The organism is Pseudomonas sp. HMSC066A08, from assembly GCF_001813025.1.
GTDB lineage: Bacteria > Pseudomonadota > Gammaproteobacteria > Pseudomonadales > Pseudomonadaceae > Pseudomonas > Pseudomonas aeruginosa.
On the sequence record NZ_KV811305.1, the window covers coordinates 126,312 to 144,931 of the forward strand.

9 protein-coding genes are annotated in these 18,620 nt (G+C 67.6%); 8 read left to right on the top strand and 1 reads right to left on the bottom strand.

The features are described 5' to 3' along the window. Window positions 1–10: 10 nt before the first annotated feature. The gene (locus tag HMPREF2886_RS16850) at window positions 11–991 is read right to left on the bottom strand and encodes an AAA family ATPase (protein ID WP_003103494.1); all 981 of its coding nucleotides are present in this window, start codon (window positions 989–991) and stop codon (window positions 11–13) included. Window positions 992–1,330: 339 nt separating this feature from the next. On the opposite strand from HMPREF2886_RS16850, the gene HMPREF2886_RS16855 reads away from it, so the two are divergent. From HMPREF2886_RS16855 to pelF, 8 genes are all read left to right on the top strand, one after another. Then, window positions 1,331–2,101, top strand: coding sequence for a hypothetical protein (locus tag HMPREF2886_RS16855; RefSeq protein WP_033968964.1), 771 nt, complete (start codon window positions 1,331–1,333; stop codon window positions 2,099–2,101). A 272-nt stretch (window positions 2,102–2,373) separates the two neighbouring features. Beyond that, the gene (gene gdhB, locus HMPREF2886_RS16860; RefSeq protein ID WP_033968962.1) at window positions 2,374–7,236 is read left to right on the top strand and encodes an NAD-glutamate dehydrogenase GdhB; all 4,863 of its coding nucleotides are present in this window, start codon (window positions 2,374–2,376) and stop codon (window positions 7,234–7,236) included. A gap of 560 nt (window positions 7,237–7,796) precedes the next feature. Further along, entirely contained in the window at window positions 7,797–10,643 is a 2,847-nt protein-coding gene (locus tag HMPREF2886_RS16865; protein ID WP_033968961.1) for a bifunctional glycoside hydrolase/polysaccharide deacetylase family protein, read from the top strand. Then, a complete protein-coding gene (locus HMPREF2886_RS16870) occupies window positions 10,621–14,202 on the top strand; it encodes a tetratricopeptide repeat protein (RefSeq protein WP_070747889.1) in 3,582 nt (1,193 codons plus the stop codon). Before HMPREF2886_RS16865 ends, HMPREF2886_RS16870 begins: the two co-directional genes overlap by 23 nt. A 39-nt stretch (window positions 14,203–14,241) precedes the next feature. Next, window positions 14,242–14,760, top strand: a complete 519-nt coding sequence (locus HMPREF2886_RS16875; protein WP_003091288.1) for a pellicle/biofilm biosynthesis outer membrane protein PelC — start codon at window positions 14,242–14,244, stop codon at window positions 14,758–14,760. A 5-nt stretch (window positions 14,761–14,765) separates the two neighbouring features. Then, the gene (locus HMPREF2886_RS16880; RefSeq protein ID WP_070747892.1) at window positions 14,766–16,133 is read left to right on the top strand and encodes a pellicle/biofilm biosynthesis GGDEF protein PelD; all 1,368 of its coding nucleotides are present in this window, start codon (window positions 14,766–14,768) and stop codon (window positions 16,131–16,133) included. Next, window positions 16,111–17,100: a tetratricopeptide repeat protein gene (locus tag HMPREF2886_RS16885; protein WP_070747895.1), complete on the top strand. Its 990-nt coding sequence runs from the start codon at window positions 16,111–16,113 to the stop codon at window positions 17,098–17,100. The genes HMPREF2886_RS16880 and HMPREF2886_RS16885 overlap by 23 nt, the downstream gene beginning before the upstream one ends. Next, window positions 17,097–18,620: a GT4 family glycosyltransferase PelF gene (pelF, locus tag HMPREF2886_RS16890; protein WP_070747897.1), complete on the top strand. Its 1,524-nt coding sequence runs from the start codon at window positions 17,097–17,099 to the stop codon at window positions 18,618–18,620. Before HMPREF2886_RS16885 ends, pelF begins: the two co-directional genes overlap by 4 nt.

An 18,620-nucleotide genomic window follows, 5' to 3' on the forward strand; every position in this document is an offset into this window, starting at 1 on the left:
GGCGGCGGCCTCAGGCCACGGCGACCACGTCGAGGATGCGCTGCACGACCCGGTCCTGGTCGATGCCGGCGGCTTCCGCCTCGAAGGTCAGGATCAGGCGATGGCGCAGCACGTCGAACAGCACCGCCTGGATGTCCTCGGGGCTGACGAAGTCGCGTCCGGCCAGCCAGGCGTGGGCGCGCGCGCAGCGGTCGAGGGCGATGGAGCCGCGCGGGCTGGCGCCGTAGGAGATCCATTCGGCGAGTTCCGCGTCGTGCTTGGCCGGGGTGCGGGTGGCCATGATCAGTTGCACCAGGTATTCCTCCACCGCGTCGGCCATGTACAGGCCGAGGATTTCCTGGCGCGCGGCGAAGATGGTTTCCTGGGTCACCCGGCGCTCCGGCCGGGCCTCGCCGTTCAGTGCCTCGCCACGTGCCTGCTGGAGGATGCGGCGTTCCACCGAGGCCTCCGGGTAGCCGATCTTGACGTGCATGAGGAAGCGGTCGAGCTGGGCTTCCGGCAACGGGTAGGTGCCTTCCTGCTCGATCGGGTTCTGTGTCGCCATCACCAGGAACAGCTGTGGCAGGTCGTAGGTGCTGCGGCCGACCGAAACCTGGCGCTCGGCCATGGCTTCGAGCAGCGCCGATTGCACCTTGGCCGGGGCGCGGTTGATCTCGTCGGCCAGTACCAGGTGGTGGAAGATCGGGCCTTGCTGGAACACGAAGGTGCCGGTCTCCGGTCGATAGATCTCGGTGCCGGTGATGTCGGCGGGGAGCAGGTCGGGAGTGAACTGGATACGGTGGAACTCGGCTTCGAGGCCTTCGGCGAGGTCCTTGATGGCCTTGGTCTTGGCCAGTCCCGGCGCGCCTTCCACCAGCAGGTGGCCGTCGGCTAGCAGCGCGATCAGCAGGCGGTCGACGAGTTTTTCCTGGCCGAGGATCTGGCTCGACAGGTAGCCCTTCAGTCCCTGCAGGGCGCTCTTGTGCTGCGTGCTTTCTGGCTCGTTGCTCATTGTCTGGACTACCGGTTCCAAGGCCTGCTGGGGTGTCGCTCGGTGGCGCACGGCGAGGCCGGCGCGGGCGGGCGGGGAGAAGGCTCCGCTCTGCGGCGGATGACGCCCCCCGATCCCGCACATGTTAGCGCACGGCGACTGCCTAGCGTACTCTCCGACGCTCGTGCCGCGCCTATTCGTGAACCCGCGCGGGTATGCCGGTGAAAAGCCTCCGCCTCTCGCCGTGACCTGCCTCGCGAAGCGCGGCGGATCGACGCGCCCGGGGAACTTCGCCGGCTCAGGCGGGTCGGTTTCCGCGATGCGAACAGCGAATGGACAGAGCGTTTGTCAGGAGCGACATTGCCGGGGCTTGCCCGGCGCAAGGGGGAGGGCCGCGCCCGGCGTGGGTGGCGGCGCTGGGTCGGCGGGCTGCTGTTGCTGCTCGGCGCGCTCGCCAGCGGATGTTCGAACGCGCCGCGCAACGCCGCCGGCGAGGACACCAGCCAGGGCTCGATGCGCGCCGGCGAATTCCTCCAGACCGATGCCGATCGCATGGCTACCCTGGCCATGCGCGACAACCTGCAAAGCCTCTACCAGTTGCTCTGGAAGCTGTACAAGCGCAATCCCGCCGAATGGAAGAAGACCGGCCTGCCGAGCCAGGCCGACGCCGAGCTGGCGATCCGCCGGGCCATCGAGCAGAACCGCGAACTCAGCGACCTGGGCGGCCGCCGCGACATCGCCGCGCTGTCCTATTCCCTCGATCCGGCATTCAAGGGCGACCGCGTCGGCGCCTTCATCTATGCCCTGGCCAGCATGCTGATCACCGCCCATGGCGGGCGTACCGAGTTCTACGTCTACCAGGGGATCGACGCGCAGTATGTCTACAACGCCGCGCGCAACGTCGAGGTCGCCACCTGGATGCTGGCTACCCGCAAGGACGACAAGGGCGCCCCTTTGCTGCTTTCCAACGCCCTCACCGACGACGCCAGCAACCTCAGCTACGCCCGCGAGTTCGCCAAGATCGTCGCGCGCCTGGACCTGCTCGCCGAGGTGCTCGGCGAACGCTACCGGCGGATCAGCGTGAACTACGCCCAGGGACTGCTGTTCATGCATTTCCTGCCGGTGCAGTGAGCCGATGCTCCCGGGGTGAACGAATATGTCGCAGCACGGTAAGTGTTTTGCCTTGCCGGCTCGTTAAGCTCTGTCGGATATGACCGGCGGGTCGCTCGCCGAAAAGGGCGGTTCCCGGTCAGCCTTTGCTGTGCGCCTGCCTGCCTGGATTAATGCTCAGCTTCTGCTGAACTTCATGGACGCAGCGAGGGTCGGTCCGAAGGTGCGTTGCTCGCGACCTTTCCCGCGAACCGCTCGCCTCCATGAAATAACAAGCCAAGCGGAGTACAACCATGGCGTTCTTCACCGCGGCCAGCAAAGCCGATTTCCAGCATCAACTGCAGACGGCACTGGCGCAGCACCTCGGCGACAAGGCGTTACCACAAGTCACGCTGTTCGCCGAACAGTTCTTCAGCCTGATCTCCCTCGATGAACTGACCCAGCGTCGGCTTTCCGACCTGGTCGGTTGTACCCTTTCCGCCTGGCGCCTGCTGGAGCGCTTCGACCGCGACCAGCCCGAAGTCCGCGTATACAACCCCGACTACGAGAAGCACGGCTGGCAATCCACCCACACCGCGGTGGAAGTGCTGCACCCGGACCTGCCGTTCCTGGTCGACTCGGTGCGCATGGAACTGAACCGCCGCGGCTACAGCATCCATACCCTGCAGACCAACGTCCTCAGCGTGCGCCGCTCGGCCAAGGGCGAGCTGAAGGAAATCCTGCCCAAGGGTAGCCAGGGCAAGGACGTCAGCCAGGAATCGCTGATGTACCTGGAGATCGACCGTTGCGCCCACGCCGGCGAACTGCGCGCGCTGGAGAAGGCCATCCTGGAAGTGCTCGGCGAAGTACGCGTGACCGTCGCCGACTTCGAACCGATGAAGGCCAAGGCCCGCGAACTGCTGACCTGGCTCGGCAAGGCCAAGCTGAAGGTGCCGGCGGAGGAACTGAAGGAAGTGCGCAGCTATCTCGAATGGCTGCTGGACAACCACTTCACCTTCCTCGGCTACGAGGAATTCAGCGTCGCCGACGAGGCCGACGGCGGACGCATGGTCTACGACGAGAAATCCTTCCTCGGCCTGACCCGTCTGCTGCGCGCCGGCCTGAGCAAAGATGACCTGCACATCGAGGACTATGCCGTCGCCTACCTGCGCGAACCGGTCCTGCTGTCCTTCGCCAAGGCCGCCCATCCGAGCCGCGTGCACCGCCCGGCCTACCCGGACTACGTGTCGATCCGCGAGCTGGACGGCAAGGGCCGGGTGATCCGCGAGTGCCGCTTCATGGGCCTGTTCACCTCCTCGGTGTACAACGAGAGCGTCAACGACATCCCCTTCATACGCGGCAAGGTCGCCGAAGTGATGCGGCGCTCCGGTTTCGACACCAAGGCCCACCTCGGCAAGGAACTGGCCCAGGTGCTGGAAGTGCTGCCGCGCGACGACCTGTTCCAGACCCCGGTGGACGAGCTGTTCAGCACCGCCCTGGCGATCGTCCGCATCCAGGAGCGCAACAAGATCCGCGTGTTCCTGCGCAAGGACCCCTACGGCCGCTTCTGCTACTGCCTGGCCTATGTGCCGCGCGACGTGTATTCCACCGAGACGCGCCTGAAGATCCAGCAGGTCCTGATGGAGCGCCTGCAGGCCAGCGACTGCGAGTTCTGGACTTTCTTCTCCGAGTCGGTGCTGGCCCGCGTGCAGTTCATCCTCCGCGTCGACCCGAAGTCGCGCATCGACATCGACCCGGCGCGCCTGGAGGAAGAAGTGATCCAGGCCTGCCGTTCCTGGCAGGACGACTACAGCAGCCTGGTGGTGGAAAACCTCGGCGAGGCCAAGGGCACCAATGTCCTGGCCGACTTCCCGAAAGGCTTCCCGGCCGGCTACCGCGAGCGCTTCGCCCCGCACTTCGCGGTGGTCGACCTGCAGCACCTGCTCAGCCTGTCCGAGCAGCGCCCGCTGGTGATGAGCTTCTACCAGCCGCTGGCGCAGGGCGAGCAGCAACTGCACTGCAAGCTGTACCACGCCGATACCCCGCTGGCCCTGTCCGACGTCCTGCCGATCCTGGAGAACCTCGGCCTGCGCGTGCTCGGCGAATTCCCCTACCGCCTGCGCCACCAGAGCGGTCGCGAATACTGGATCCACGACTTCGCCTTCACCTACGCCGAAGGGCTGGACGTGGACATCCAGCAGCTCAACGAGATCCTCCAGGACGCCTTCGTCCACATCGTCAGCGGCGACGCCGAGAACGACGCCTTCAACCGCCTGGTGCTGACCGCCAACCTGCCGTGGCGCGACGTTGCCCTGCTGCGTGCCTACGCGCGCTACCTGAAGCAGATTCGCCTGGGCTTCGACCTCGGCTACATCGCCAGCGCGCTGAATGCCCACACCGACATCGCCCGCGAGCTGGTGCGGCTGTTCAAGACACGCTTCTACCTGGCGCGCAAACTCACAGCGGAAGACCTGGAAGACAAGCAACAGAAGCTGGAGCAGGCGATCCTCGGTGCCCTCGACGAAGTCCAGGTGCTCAACGAGGACCGCATCCTGCGGCGCTACCTCGACCTGATCAAGGCGACCCTGCGGACCAACTTCTACCAGCCCGACGGCAACGGCCAGAACAAGAGCTACTTCAGCTTCAAGTTCAACCCGAAGGCCATCCCGGAGCTGCCCAGGCCGGTGCCCAAGTACGAGATCTTCGTCTATTCGCCGCGCGTCGAGGGCGTGCACCTGCGCGGCGGCAAGGTGGCTCGCGGCGGCTTGCGCTGGTCGGACCGCGAGGAGGACTTCCGCACCGAGGTGCTCGGCCTGGTCAAGGCCCAGCAGGTGAAGAACGCGGTGATCGTGCCGGTCGGTGCCAAGGGCGGCTTCGTCCCGCGCCGCCTGCCGCTTGGCGGTAGCCGCGACGAGATCCAGGCCGAGGCGATCGCCTGCTACCGGATCTTCATTTCCGGCCTGCTCGATATCACCGACAACCTCAAGGAAGGCGAAGTGGTGCCGCCGGCCAACGTGGTCCGCCACGACGAGGACGATCCCTACCTGGTGGTCGCCGCGGACAAGGGCACGGCGACCTTCTCCGACATTGCCAACGGCATCGCCGCCGAGTACGGCTTCTGGCTCGGCGACGCCTTCGCCTCGGGCGGCTCCGCCGGCTACGACCACAAGGGCATGGGGATTACCGCCAAGGGCGCCTGGGTCAGCGTGCAGCGGCATTTCCGCGAGCGCGGCATCGACGTGCAGAAGGACAACATCAGCGTCATCGGCATCGGCGACATGGCCGGCGACGTGTTCGGCAACGGCCTGCTGATGTCGGACAAGCTGCAACTGGTGGCCGCCTTCAACCACATGCATATCTTCATCGACCCGAACCCTGACGCCGCCAGCAGCTTCGTCGAGCGCCAGCGCCTGTTCAACCTGCCACGTTCGAGCTGGGCCGACTACGACGCCAAGCTGATCTCCGCCGGCGGCGGGATCTTCCTGCGCAGCGCCAAGAGCATCGCCATCACCCCGGAAATGAAGGCGCGTTTCGACATCCACGCCGACAGGCTGGCGCCCACCGAGCTGATCCATGCGCTGCTCAAAGCGCCGGTCGACCTGCTCTGGAACGGCGGTATCGGCACCTACGTGAAGTCGAGCAAGGAAACCCACGCCGATGTCGGCGACAAGGCCAACGACGGTCTGCGCGTCGACGGCCGCGAGCTGCGCGCGAAGGTGGTGGGCGAGGGCGGCAACCTGGGCATGACCCAACTGGCGCGGGTCGAGTTCGGCCTGCACGGCGGTGCCAACAACACCGACTTCATCGACAACGCAGGCGGCGTGGACTGCTCCGACCATGAGGTCAACATCAAGATCCTGCTCAACGAAGTGGTGCAGGCCGGCGACATGACCGAGAAGCAGCGCAACGCGCTGCTGGTGAAGATGACCGACGCGGTCGGCGCCCTGGTGCTGGGCAACAACTACAAGCAGACCCAGGCGCTGTCCCTGGCGCAACGTCGCGCCCGCGAGCGGATCGCCGAGTACAAGCGGCTGATGGGCGACCTCGAGGCGCGTGGCAAGCTGGATCGCGCCCTGGAGTTCCTGCCTTCCGACGAGGAGCTGGCGGAACGCATCAGTGCCGGCCAGGGGCTGACCCGCGCCGAGCTGTCGGTGCTGATCTCCTACAGCAAGATCGATCTCAAGGAATCGCTGCTGAAATCGCTGGTGCCGGACGACGACTACCTGACCCGCGACATGGAGACCGCCTTCCCGGCATTGCTGGCGGAGAAGTTCGGCGACGCCATGCGCCGTCATCGCCTGAAGCGCGAGATCGTCAGCACGCAGATCGCCAACGACCTGGTCAACCACATGGGCATCACCTTCGTGCAGCGCCTGAAGGAGTCCACCGGCATGAGCGCGGCCAACGTCGCCGGGGCCTACGTGATCGTCCGCGACGTGTTCCACCTGCCGCACTGGTTCCGCCAGATCGAGAATCTCGACTACCAGGTGCCCGCAGACATCCAGCTGACCCTGATGGACGAACTGATGCGCCTCGGCCGCCGCGCCACCCGCTGGTTCCTCCGCAGCCGCCGCAACGAGCTGGACGCGGCGCGCGACGTGGCCCACTTCGGCCCGCGCATCGCCGCCCTCGGCCTGAAGCTCAACGAGCTGCTCGAAGGGCCGACCCGCGAGCTGTGGCAGGCGCGCTACCAGACCTACGTCGACGCCGGCGTGCCGGAACTGCTGGCACGCATGGTGGCCGGTACCAGCCACTTGTACACGCTGCTGCCGATCATCGAGGCGTCCGACGTGACCGGCCAGGACACCGCGGAAGTGGCCAAGGCCTATTTCGCCGTGGGCAGTGCGCTGGACCTGACCTGGTACCTGCAACAGATCACCAACCTGCCGGTGGAGAACAACTGGCAGGCGCTGGCCCGCGAGGCGTTCCGCGACGACCTCGACTGGCAGCAGCGGGCGATCACCGTCTCGGTGTTGCAGATGCAGGACGGACCGAAGGAGGTCGAGGCTCGCGTCGGCCTGTGGCTGGAACAGCACCTGCCGCTGGTCGAGCGCTGGCGGGCGATGCTGGTCGAACTGCGTGCCGCGTCGGGTACCGACTACGCCATGTACGCCGTGGCCAACCGCGAGCTGATGGACCTGGCGCAGAGCAGCCAGCACGGCGTCTGCATCCCCTGATGCGAGCGGACTGACGGCAAGCAAGAGCCCCGCCCGAGTGCGGGGCTCTTTCATTCTGGCGCGGCGAAAACCTGCGGCGTTTGAGGTGGCTGAGGCGCCGTGCGACGACAAATGTCCGGCGCCCGAAGTTGGCCTGGAAAGGACAACCTGGCTCACAGATTTAATAAATATTTAGTTATTAGAAATTCTATTCATAGGTCCATATGGATCTATGACTTCTCCGCTTCGTATGCCTTGGCCGGGATCCTGTCGATCGCATAAACCCCCGGCAGCCGTACTTCCTTCCCCGCCCGGAGAGTTTTCCGGTGACGTCGGGGCGGTCACGCGGCAGGCAAGAGCAGGCAAAAGGACACTAGGGTGTCAGTGATGTGCCTAAAAATTGACAGTTTCCGCTTAAAAATTTAGCAATTAGCATATTTAGTCATTAGATTGACGTTAATCGCCTGCGGCTGCTTTGGCCGTGCCCGCACTGCCAGGGATTCGACGTTGCCACCGGAAACCGCATCCATGCTTCCGACCTGCCGCCTCGGTCGGTATCGACCCTGCCGCGTAGGCTGGGCATGCGGTTCAGCAAGAAAGGAATCGCCGTGCTGCGTCTGCCGTTCTGCCGTAACACCCTTCGACCCATCGAGCGCCCGCTCGCCTGGCTTGCCGGCCTGGCGCTGGCGCTTTGTGCCGGCACTGCCGCAGGGGCTGCCGGCGGGCCGTCCAGCGTGGCGTTCTGGTACGCCGAGCGGCCGCCGCTGGCCGAGCTTTCCCAGTTCGACTGGGTGGTGCTCGAGGCGGCGCATCTCAAGCCAGCCGATGTCGGATATCTGAAGGAGCAGGGCAGCACGCCCTTCGCCTATCTGTCGGTCGGCGAGTTCGACGGCGACGCCGCCGCCATCGCCGACAGTGGCCTGGCCCGGGGCAAGAGCGCGGTCCGCAACGAAGCCTGGAATAGCCAGGTAATGGACCTCGCCGCGCCGAGCTGGCGGGCACACCTGCTCAAGCGCGCCGCGGAGCTGCGCAAGCAGGGCTACGCCGGCCTGTTCCTCGATACCCTGGATAGCTTCCAGCTACAGGCCGAGGAGCGCCGCGAGGGCCAGCGCCGGGCGCTGGCCAGTTTCCTCGCCCAGCTGCATCGCCAGGAGCCGGGCCTCAAGCTGTTTTTCAATCGCGGTTTCGAAGTGCTGCCGGAGTTGCCCGGCGTCGCGTCGGCGGTGGCCGTGGAGTCGATCCATGCCGGTTGGGACGCCGCTGCCGGGCAATACCGCGAGGTGCCCCAGGACGATCGCGATTGGCTGAAGGGCCACCTGGATGCCCTGCGCGCCCAGGGCATGCCCATCGTCGCCATCGACTACCTGCCTCCGGAGCGGCGCGACGAGGCGCGCAAGCTCGCTGTGCGCTTGCGTAGCGAAGGCTACGTGCCGTTCGTCAGCACCCCGGCGCTGGACTACCTGGGAGTGAGCGACGTCGAGGTGCAACCGCGGCGCATCGCGCTGCTCTACGATCCGCGCGAGGGCGACCTGACCCTGAGCCCCGGTCACGTCTACCTCGGTGGCCTGCTCGAATACCTCGGTTATCGGGTCGACTACCTGCCCACCGACCAGCCGCTGCCCGAACGTCCGCTGAGCGGTCTCTACGCCGGGGTGGTGACCTGGATGACCAGTGGACCGCCGCTGGCCAGCGACGCCTTCGACAACTGGATCGCTGCACGTCTCGACGAAAAGGTGCCGGTGGCGTTCCTCGCCGGCCTGCCCACCGAGAACGACGGCCTGTTGCAGCGCCTGGGTATTCGCCGGCTGTCGCAGAAACTCAAGGTAAAGCCGAGTACCGAGACCCACGACCAGGCGCTGCTTGGTTCCTTCGAGGCGCCGCTGGTGATCCGGATCCGTGACCTGCCGGCGCTCACCGTACTCGATCCGGCGCGGGTGATCCCGGCGCTCAAGCTCAAGGGCGACGGCAAGGCGTACGTGCCGGTGGCGACCGCCGACTGGGGTGGCTTCGCCCTGGCGCCCTATGTGCTGGAGGAGGGTAGCGAGCACCGGCGCTGGATCCTCGATCCGTTCGCCTTCCTGCGCAAGGCCTTGCGTCTTGCGCCGCTGCCGAGTCCCGACGCAACCACCGAGAATGGCCGGCGCATCGCCACCGTGCACATCGATGGCGATGGCTTCGTCTCCCGAGCCGAGGTGCCCGGCAGTCCCTATGCCGGCCAGCAGGTGCTGGAGGACTTCATCAAGCCCTATCCGTTCCTCACCTCGGTCTCGGTGATCGAAGGCGAGGTCGGACCGAAGGGCATGTATCCGCACCTGGCCAGGGAACTGGAGCCGATTGCCCGGCGCATCTTCGCCGACGACAAGGTGGAGGTCGCCAGCCATACCTTCAGCCATCCGTTCTTCTGGCAGCCGCAACTGGCCGAGCAGGGCGAGAACTTCGAGGCCCAGTATGGCTACAAGATGGCCATCCCGGGCTACGACAAGGTCGACTTCGTACGCGAGGTGATCGGCGCCCGCGACTACATCGAGCAGCGCCTGACCACCCCGCGGAAACCGGTCAAGATGATCTTCTGGTCCGGCGACGCGCTGCCCGACGCCGCCACCATCAAGCTCGCCTACGACGCCGGGCTGATGAACGTCAACGGCGGCAATACCGCGCTGACCCGGGCCTTTCCCTCGCTGACCGGACTCTACCCGCTGATCCGGCCCACCCGCGGCGGCGTGCAGTACTACGCACCGATCATCAACGAGAACGTCTACACCAATCTCTGGCAGGGGCCGTACTACGGCTTCCGCGGCGTCATCGATACCTTCGCCCTGACCGACAGCCCGCGCCGCCTGCGCGGCCTGCACCTGTACTACCACTTCTATTCGGGGACCAAGCAGGCCTCGATCCGCACCATGCACCAGATCTACGCGGCGATGCAGGCGGAGCAGCCGTTGTCGCTGTGGATGAGTGACTACATCCCGCGCCTGGAAGGCCTGCATCGCGCCAGCCTGGCCAAGCGTGCCGATGGCAGCTGGCAGTTGCGCGGCTTCGCCGCCTTGCGCACGGTGCGCCTGGACCCGGCGCTGGGTTGGCCGGACCTCGGTCGCTCCACGGGAGTCGCGGGCGTGCGCGACCTGCCCCAGGGGCGCTATGTACACCTGAGTGCGGCGAATGCGCGCCTGGTCCTGCGCGACAGCCGCGATCCGCGGCCGGCGCTGGAGGAGGCCAACCTGCCGCTGAAGCACTGGCGCTACCGCGACGATGGCCGCGTCGAGTTCGCCTTCGCCGGGCACCTGCCATTGCGCCTGGTGGTGCGCGCGGCGGGCGATTGCCGGCTGAGCGCGGCCGGCAAGGCCTTCCCGGGAAAGGCCGGCAACGGCCTGTGGACGTTCGAGTTGCCGATGGAGCAGGTGCGCGATGGCCAACTCGTCTGCCGCTGACAAGCATCCCAAGGCGCGCCTGCTGAATCCCTGGGCCCTGCTGCCGGTCGCTCTCGGGGTGGTACTGGTGCTGTGGCTGACCTTCAACAGCGAAGAGGTATTCATGCCCAGCGGCGATGGCGAGCCCGACGCGGTCTCGGTGAACTACGCCGAACTGCTGTTGCAGGCGCACCCGGAGAACGACGCGCTGCGCCTGACCCTGATCGATCTGCTGGTCAAGCTCGGCGACTTCGGGCAGGCGCGTCATCACCTGGCCCTTCTGCGCGGCAAGGACCGCCTGGCAACGCCGTTCTACGAGGTGGAGCTGGACATCCTTGGCGCCCTGGCCAGGCCCGAGGGCATGGATGAGGAGCAGACGCGCCGATTGCTGGAGCGCCTGCGCAAGATCGAGCACGTTTCGTTGAGCGACGCCATGCTCGAACGACTTGCCCGTCATGCCCTGGCCCTGGACGCGCCGGACCTGGCGGCGCGGACCTTTGCCGAGCTGGCCGGCCGCGACCCGCAGGGCCGGCAGCGCTGGCTGGACGAGGCGGCCCGCTGGTACCTGGCTTCCGGCGAGCCGCTGCCGGCGGCGGACATCCAGCGGCAACTGGCCGAAGCGCAAACCGAGCCGGCGAAGCGCCTGGCCTATCTGCGCCAGGCCTTCGCCAGCCTGCTCGCTGGCGAGCGCGGCGAACAGGCGGCGGTGTTGCTGGACCAGCGGCTGGACGCCTTGCCGGAGGATGAATCGACCCTGGCCTGGCTCGCCGAGGGCGTACGCGCCGCCGAAGGCAGCCAGCGCTACGACCTGGCCGAACGCTTCATCCGGCGCTGGCGCGAATTGCGCCCCGAAGACCATGAGGCGCTGGCCGCCGACCTGCGTCTGAACATGGCCGCCGGGCGGGTCGAGCGGGCCTGGGAGGTCGGCCAGGAGCTGCTGGCCCTGCGCCCGGAGGACAGGACGCTGCTGGCCGATCTCGCGCGCCTTGGCGAATGGACCGGCAACGGCCCGCGGGCGCTGGGCCTGTGGAAGCAACTGCTGGCCGGCGCCGATGACCCGGCCCTGCGCGAGCATGCCTGGCGCCTGTCGCTGCAGATGTTCGATTTCGACAGCGCCATCGAGCTGCTGGCGCCCATCGGTGCGCAGCGACAGATGACCGACGAGGAACTCGATGCGCTGGTCTACAGCCATGAAACCCGCGGCACGCCGGAAGAGGGCGAGGCATGGCTGCGCGGCTACGTGCAGCGTTATCCGAAACAGCGCCTGGCCTGGCAGCGCTTGCAACAGATCCTCGAACACACCCAGCAGTTGCAGGAAGAGACCGGGGTCTGGGCGCGGATGGCCCGGCATTTCCCGCTGAGTGTCAAGGAACGCATGCAGTGGGCGGAAACCCACTGGAACCTGTTCGATCCGCGCCAGGCCTGGAAGGTCCTCGCCGGCGTGGATACCCGCGCGATCCGCGAGCCGGAGTTCTGGCGCCTGCGCGCGGCACTGGCCTGGGCCCTGGAGCAGGACGACGATGCCCGCGCCGCCTACGAGCGCATGCTGGCCCTGGACATCCGCCTGAACAGCAGCGACGAGGACCAGTTGGTCGCCCTGTACCGGGACAGCAATCCGAAGCAGGCCTTGCAGGTGCTTATCGGCAGTTGGCAGCGCAGCCGCGATCCGCGGCGCCTGGCCAGCGCCCTGCAACTGGCGGAGAGCCTCCACGACTGGCCGGCCCTGAAGAGCCTGCTGGCCGAGGCCGAAGGCCTGCCGGAAGCGCAGGGCAGCCCCTATTACTGGGTGGCCAGGGCGCGGCTGGCGGAACAGGAAGGCCATGGCGACGTCGCCGAGCGCCTGTACCGGGAAGCCCTGGTGCGTTTTCCCGGCGAGAACCTGGTGCGCGAACGCCTGCTCTGGTTCTACATCGACCGTGGCCGTCGCGACAGCCTGGCACCCCTGTTGGCGCAATGGCATGGCCTGGCGCTACGGGACAGCACGCTGTGGCTGCCGTTCGCCAGCGCCAGCCTGCTGCTCGAGCGTAACGGCCAGGCGCTGGCCTGGTTCCGCCTGTACCTCAAGTCCAATCCCAACGACTGGCTGGTGCAGGCCGCCTATGCCGACGCACTGGATGCCAGCGGCTACCAGGACAAGGCCCTGCGCCTGCGCCGGCAACTGCTCCGGCGGCTCGAGCGCGAGGCGGTCAGGGCCACCCCGGACAGCTTCGCCGCCTACCTGCGCCTGCTCGCCGTGGTCCAGGGGCCGCTGCTCGCCCAGGGCGAGGCGCGGCGGGCCTGGAATGGCGAGCCGGCGATGCTGCAGCTGTGGTTCGAGCAGTTCCTCGACCAACTCGCCGCCACCAACCAGGAGCCGCTGAAGGATGACTGGCTGGCCTGGGCGCGCGGCCAGGGTCTGAAGATCGGGCGCAACGAAGAGATCCAGGCCGCCCTGCGCAGCCAGAATCGCGCCGCCCTGCAACGCCTGCTGGAGCGCGGCGAGCTGGACCCGGCGCAGCGGGTCGAGGCGCTGGTGCGTCTCGGCCATGGCGGCGAAGCGCTGGGCGAGGCCCTGGGCGCACTGGGTGACGGCCACTCGCGCGATAACCGCGAGCAACTGCGGCGGCAGGCGGCGGAAATCCTCGAACGCACGCCCCAGGGCCTGCAACTGGGTTGGAACAAGCGCGACTTCGGCGGTCTCGACTTCAAGGGACCGACGCTGCGCGCGGCACGCCATCTTGGCGACGACTGGTACGCCGACCTGGCACTGGGCAGCGGTCGCTATCGCGGCGACGCCCTGGATAGTTCGCTCCTCGGTAGCGAACGCAACGCCAGGCTGACGTTGCGGCGCGAACTGGCCGATGGCTTCGCCGCGGCGACGTTCGATGGCAGCTGGCGCGACGACGAGGACCGCCACGGCCTGGGGCTGCTGCGCAATTGGCGGCTGAGCTCGCGCGACGAACTGGAAGCGGGCCTCGACTGGCACCGCGAGACCGACGAGACCGGCCTGATGCGAGCCCTCGGCATGCGCGACAGCCTGCGGCTCGGCGGCCGCCACACCCTCAGCGGGCGCGACCAGCTGAGCTGGTCGCTGGCGCACAACCGCTTCTCCACCCGCCAGGGCGACGACCTCGGCAACGGCGAGGCGCTGTCCCTGGAGTGGGCCCACACACTGTTCTTCGACGGCCCGGCCTGGCAACTGCGCGGCGGCATCGACTACCAGCGCAATCGCCTGGAGAACCGCCTGCCGGACGACCTGCTGGCGGCCCATGGCGGTGCGCTGGCGCTCGATGGCGCGCGCAGCCAGGACCTGCTGCAGGACCGCTATGGCCAGGTCTACCTCGGCAGCACCTGGCGCCGTGGCTTCCCTGGCGCGCTGAACCGCAGCCGTCCGCAATACACCTGGATCGTCGACACCCTGGCCGGCTGGCAGTGGACAGAGAAGGAGTTCAACTACGGCATCGATCTCGGCATCGGCATGGAACTGCTGGGCGACGACGAACTGGCGTTCACCTTCGGCTACCAGTCGGCTCCCCAGGGCGGCGGCGGCGATGCCGGCGGCACGCTCGGGGTGACCTACAGCACGCGCTTCGGCCGCTGAACGCGGCCCGGATACGGAATTCAACAGGAGGAACACAACATGCAATCCATCCGCTGCCTGGCTCTCGCGGCCGTCGCCCTGTTCATGGCGGGCTGCTCCAGCTTCACCAGCGAAAGCGCTACACCGCTGGCGCGTGGCGCGCAGTGGGGCCTGGTGCCGCTGCTCAATTATTCCCAGGCGCCGCAGGCCGGCGAGCGTGCCGAGCAGATCCTGCTCAGCGTGCTGGCCGAGGAGGGCGTGCGGCCGCGCCTGTACCCGGCGCAGCCGCAAGGCGACCTGCAACTGGTCGACGACCGCGAGCGCCAGCAGCGCGCGCTGGACTGGGCACGCCAGCAGAAGCTGGCCTACGTGGTCACCGGCAGCGTCGAGGAGTGGCAGTACAAGAACGGCCTGGACGGCGAGCCGGCGGTGGGCGTCAGCCTGCAGGTGCTGGAGCCGGCCTCCGGGCGGGTGCTTTGGAGCACCAGTGGGGCGCGCGCCGGCTGGTCCCGGGAAAGCCTGGCGGGCGCCGCGCAGAAAGTCCTGCGCGAGCTGGTCGGCGACCTGCGGCTCGAGTGACGGCGATGTCCGCGCACAAGGATTTCGCCCTCGCACCGCGCGCCAGCGGCAGTGTCTCCTGGGTCGAGACGCTGGTCATCAGCGCGCTCGCGCTGGGCCTGGGCTGGTGGTTCAGCCCGGACGACCCGCTGCAGGTCAACGCCACCTTTCCCTGGGTGATCCTCGCGCCCCTGTTGCTGGGCATGCGCTACGGCTTCGTCCGCGGGTTGGCCAGCGCGGCGTTGCTGGTGGCCGCGCTGTTCGCGTTCCGCGTCCAGGGCGTCGAGGCCTATGCCCAGGTACCGGCGGCCTTCATCGTCGGCGTGCTGCTCTGCGCCATGTTGGTGGGCGAGTTCCGCGACATCTGGGAACGCCGCCTGGAGCGCCTGGAGCTGGCGAACGAGTACCGCCAGTTGCGCCTCGACGAATTCACCCGCGTCCATCACATCCTGCGCATCTCCCACGATCGCCTGGAACAGCGGGTCGCCGGCAACGACCAGAGCCTGCGCAGTTCGCTGCTCGGTCTGCGACAACTGCTGCGCGAGCTGCCGGGCGAGGAGGCACCGCTCGATGCTCTGGCGGAAACCGTGCTGGCGCTGCTGGCCCAGTACGGTTCGCTGCGCATCGCCGGACTCTACCGGGTGCGCCACGACCGGACCCCGGAGCCGCAACCCTTGGCGACGCTCGGCGAGATGCAGGCGCTGGACGGCGACGATCTGCTGGTGCGCACCTGCCTGGAGCGCGGCGAACTGGTCAGCGTGCGCCAGGAACTGCTGGAGCGCGGCGAGCAGCGTGCGCACAGCGCGCTGCAGGTGTGCGTGCCGCTGGTCGATACCGATGGGCGGATCCTTGCCCTGCTGGCGGTGGAGCAGATGCCGTTCTTCGTCTTCAACGAACGTACCTTCAGCCTGCTGGCGATCCTCGCCGGGCACGTCGCCGACTTGCTGCAGAGCGACCGTCGCGCACTGCAACTGGCCGACATCGACGCCCAGCGCTTCTCCCAGTACCTCAAGCGCTCCCTGCTGGACGCCCGCGACCATGGGTTGCCGGCCTGCCTGTATGCCTTCGAGCTGACCGATGCGCGCTACGGCGAAGAGGTCCAGCGTCTGCTGGAAGGCAGCCAGCGTGGCCTCGACGTGCAGTTGCGACTGCGCAACGACGAGGGCCGGCGGGTCCTGCTGGTGTTGTTGCCGCTGACTTCCGCCGAAGGCTCCCAGGGGTATCTGCAGCGCCTGAGGATTCTCTTCGCCGAACGCTTCGGCCAGGCCAGCGAGCTGGAGTCGCTGGGCGTGCGCATCCGCCAGTACGAACTGGACGCCGGCAACGATCGGCAGGCGCTGGGACATTTCCTTTTCAACGAGTGCGGCCTGAATGATCAGCAAGTGGCTGTTTAGCGGCGCCTTCCTGTTCGAGCTGAGCAGTTGGGCGAGCGTCTTCGCCGACCTGCCGTTCGGCCAGGCGCTGGCGCTCTACCTGTTCGCCCACGGCCTGGGCAGCGCGCTGCTGTGCGTCGGCGTATGGCTGCTGTTGCCACGGCGCTACAAGTTTCCGCTGCCGTGGAGCCCGTTGTTCCTCTTCAGCCTGGCCTTCTTCGTGCCGTTGATCGGAGCGGTCGGCGTCGCTGCGGCGGTGTTCCCGGCGCTATACCTGCCGCGCCAGCGTGGCGAGCAGGCCTGGCAGGCGATGGGCGTCCCCGAGTTGCCGTTCCGACCGAAGGAAAAGCGCCTCGACATGATGTTCAGCGACGGCGGCCTGCAGGATGTCCTGCGCCATGCGCCGGACCCGAACCAGCGACTCACGGCGATCTTCGCCACCCGGCGGATGCCCGGCAAGGAGGCGATCCCGATCCTCAAGCTGGCCCTGCGCGACCCCGCCGACGACGTCCGCCTGCTGGCCTACTCGATGCTCGACCAGAAGGAAAGCCGGATCAACCAGCGCATCGAAGCCGCCCTCGGCCGCCTCGCCGGCGCCACGCCGACGCAACGCGGCGCGCTGCACGGGACCCTGGCGCGCTGGTACTGGGAACTGGCCTACCTGGGGTTGGCCCAGGGCAGCGTACTGGAGCACATCCTCGAGCAGGCGCGCGAGCATACCGACCAGGCGCTGCGCGGCACACCCTCGGCCGACCTGCACCTGCTGGCCGGGCGCATCGCCCTCGAACAAGGCCGCCTGGAGGATGCCGGGCGCGCCCTCCAGGCCGCCGAGGAGGCGGGAATCGACAGCGCGCAGCTGGCGCCGTTCCGCGCCGAGGTGGCGTTCTTCCAGCGGCGTTACCGGGACATCCCCCGGCTTCTCGCCGGAATGCCCGACGACATGCTGCAACGGCCGCCCTTCGCGGCCCTGGCGGGATACTGGACATGACCGAACACACCGCTCCGACGGCGCCCGTCGCCGATGTCTGCCTGCTGCTGGAGGGCACCTGGCCCTATGTCCGCGGCGGCGTCTCCAGCTGGGTCAACCAATTGATCCTCGGTCTCCCCGACCTGACCTTCTCGGTGTTCTTCATCGGCGGCCAGAAGGGTGCCTACGGCAAGCGCCACTACCCGATCCCGGACAATGTGCTGCACATCGAGGAACACTTCCTGGAAACCGCCTGGAGTTCGCCGAACCCGCAGACGCGACAGGGCAGTGGCGAGACCGAAAAGGCGTTGCGCGACCTGCACCGTTTCTTCCACTACCCGGAGACGCCGGACGTGGAGGAGGGCGACGCGCTGCTCGACCTGCTCGCCGAGGGCCGCATCGGCCGCGAGGACTTTCTCCACAGCAAGGCCAGCTGGGAGGCGATCACCGCAGGCTACGAGCGCTATTGCACCGATCCGTCCTTCGTCAATTACTTCTGGACCCTGCGCTCGATGCAGGCGCCGGTGTTCATGCTCGCCGAGGCGGCCCGGCGGATGCCGCGGGCGCGCATGCTGCACTCGATCTCTACCGGCTACGCCGGCCTGCTGGGCTGCATCCTGCAACGTCGCTGGGGCTGCCGCTACCTGCTGAGCGAGCACGGCATCTACACCAAGGAGCGCAAGATCGACCTGGCCCAGGCCAACTGGATCGCGGAGAACCCCGACGAGCAACTGAGTACCGGACTGGATGCCGAGGTCAGCTACATCCGTCGCTTGTGGATCCGCTTCTTCGAGCGTGTCGGCCTGCTCACCTATCGCGCCGCCGATCCAATCGTCGCCCTCTACGAAGGCAACCGCCAGCGCCAGGTGCTCGATGGCGCCGAGCCACGGCGCACCCGGGTGATTCCCAACGGCATCGACCTCGATGCCTGGGCCGGTGCCCTCGGACGGCGGCCGCCGGGGATTCCGCCGGTGGTCGGGCTGGTCGGCCGGGTAGTGCCGATCAAGGACGTGAAGACCTTCATCCGCGCCATGCGCGGGGTGGTCAGCGCGATGCCGGAGGCGGAGGGCTGGATCGTCGGTCCGGAGGAGGAAGACCCGGACTATGCCAGCGAATGCCGCAGCCTGGTGGCCAGTCTCGGCCTGCAGGACAAGGTGAAGTTCCTGGGTTTTCGTCGGATCGGCGAGGTCCTGCCGCAACTCGGCCTGATGGTCCTCACCTCGATCAGCGAAGCGCAGCCGCTGGTGATCCTCGAGGCCTGGGCAGCCGGCGCGCCGGTGGTGAGCAGCGACGTCGGTTCCTGCCGCGAACTGATCGAAGGCGCCGGCGTCGAAGATCGCGCCCTGGGCCGCGCCGGGGAGGTGGTGGCGATCGCCGACCCGCAGGCCACTTCGCGGGCGATCCTCGCCCTGCTGCGCAATCCGCAGCGCTGGCAGGCGGCCCAGGCGGTCGGCCTGCAACGGGTCGAACGCTACTACACCGAGGCGCTGATGCTCGGACGTTACCGCGGGCTGTACCGCGAAGCCACGGAGATTGCATGA

Excerpts from the sequence above, each read along its gene's own strand:
- HMPREF2886_RS16850 (WP_003103494.1), bottom strand. The coding sequence starts at position 991 with ATGAGCAACGAGCCAGAAAGCACGCAGCACAAGAGCGCCCTGCAGGGA.
- gdhB (WP_033968962.1), top strand. The coding sequence starts at position 2,374 with ATGGCGTTCTTCACCGCGGCCAGCAAAGCCGATTTCCAGCATCAACTG.
- HMPREF2886_RS16865 (WP_033968961.1), top strand. The coding sequence starts at position 7,797 with ATGCGGTTCAGCAAGAAAGGAATCGCCGTGCTGCGTCTGCCGTTCTGC.
- HMPREF2886_RS16870 (WP_070747889.1), top strand. The coding sequence starts at position 10,621 with ATGGCCAACTCGTCTGCCGCTGACAAGCATCCCAAGGCGCGCCTGCTG.
- HMPREF2886_RS16875 (WP_003091288.1), top strand. The coding sequence starts at position 14,242 with ATGCAATCCATCCGCTGCCTGGCTCTCGCGGCCGTCGCCCTGTTCATG.
- HMPREF2886_RS16880 (WP_070747892.1), top strand. The coding sequence starts at position 14,766 with ATGTCCGCGCACAAGGATTTCGCCCTCGCACCGCGCGCCAGCGGCAGT.
- HMPREF2886_RS16885 (WP_070747895.1), top strand. The coding sequence starts at position 16,111 with ATGATCAGCAAGTGGCTGTTTAGCGGCGCCTTCCTGTTCGAGCTGAGC.
- pelF (WP_070747897.1), top strand. The coding sequence starts at position 17,097 with ATGACCGAACACACCGCTCCGACGGCGCCCGTCGCCGATGTCTGCCTG.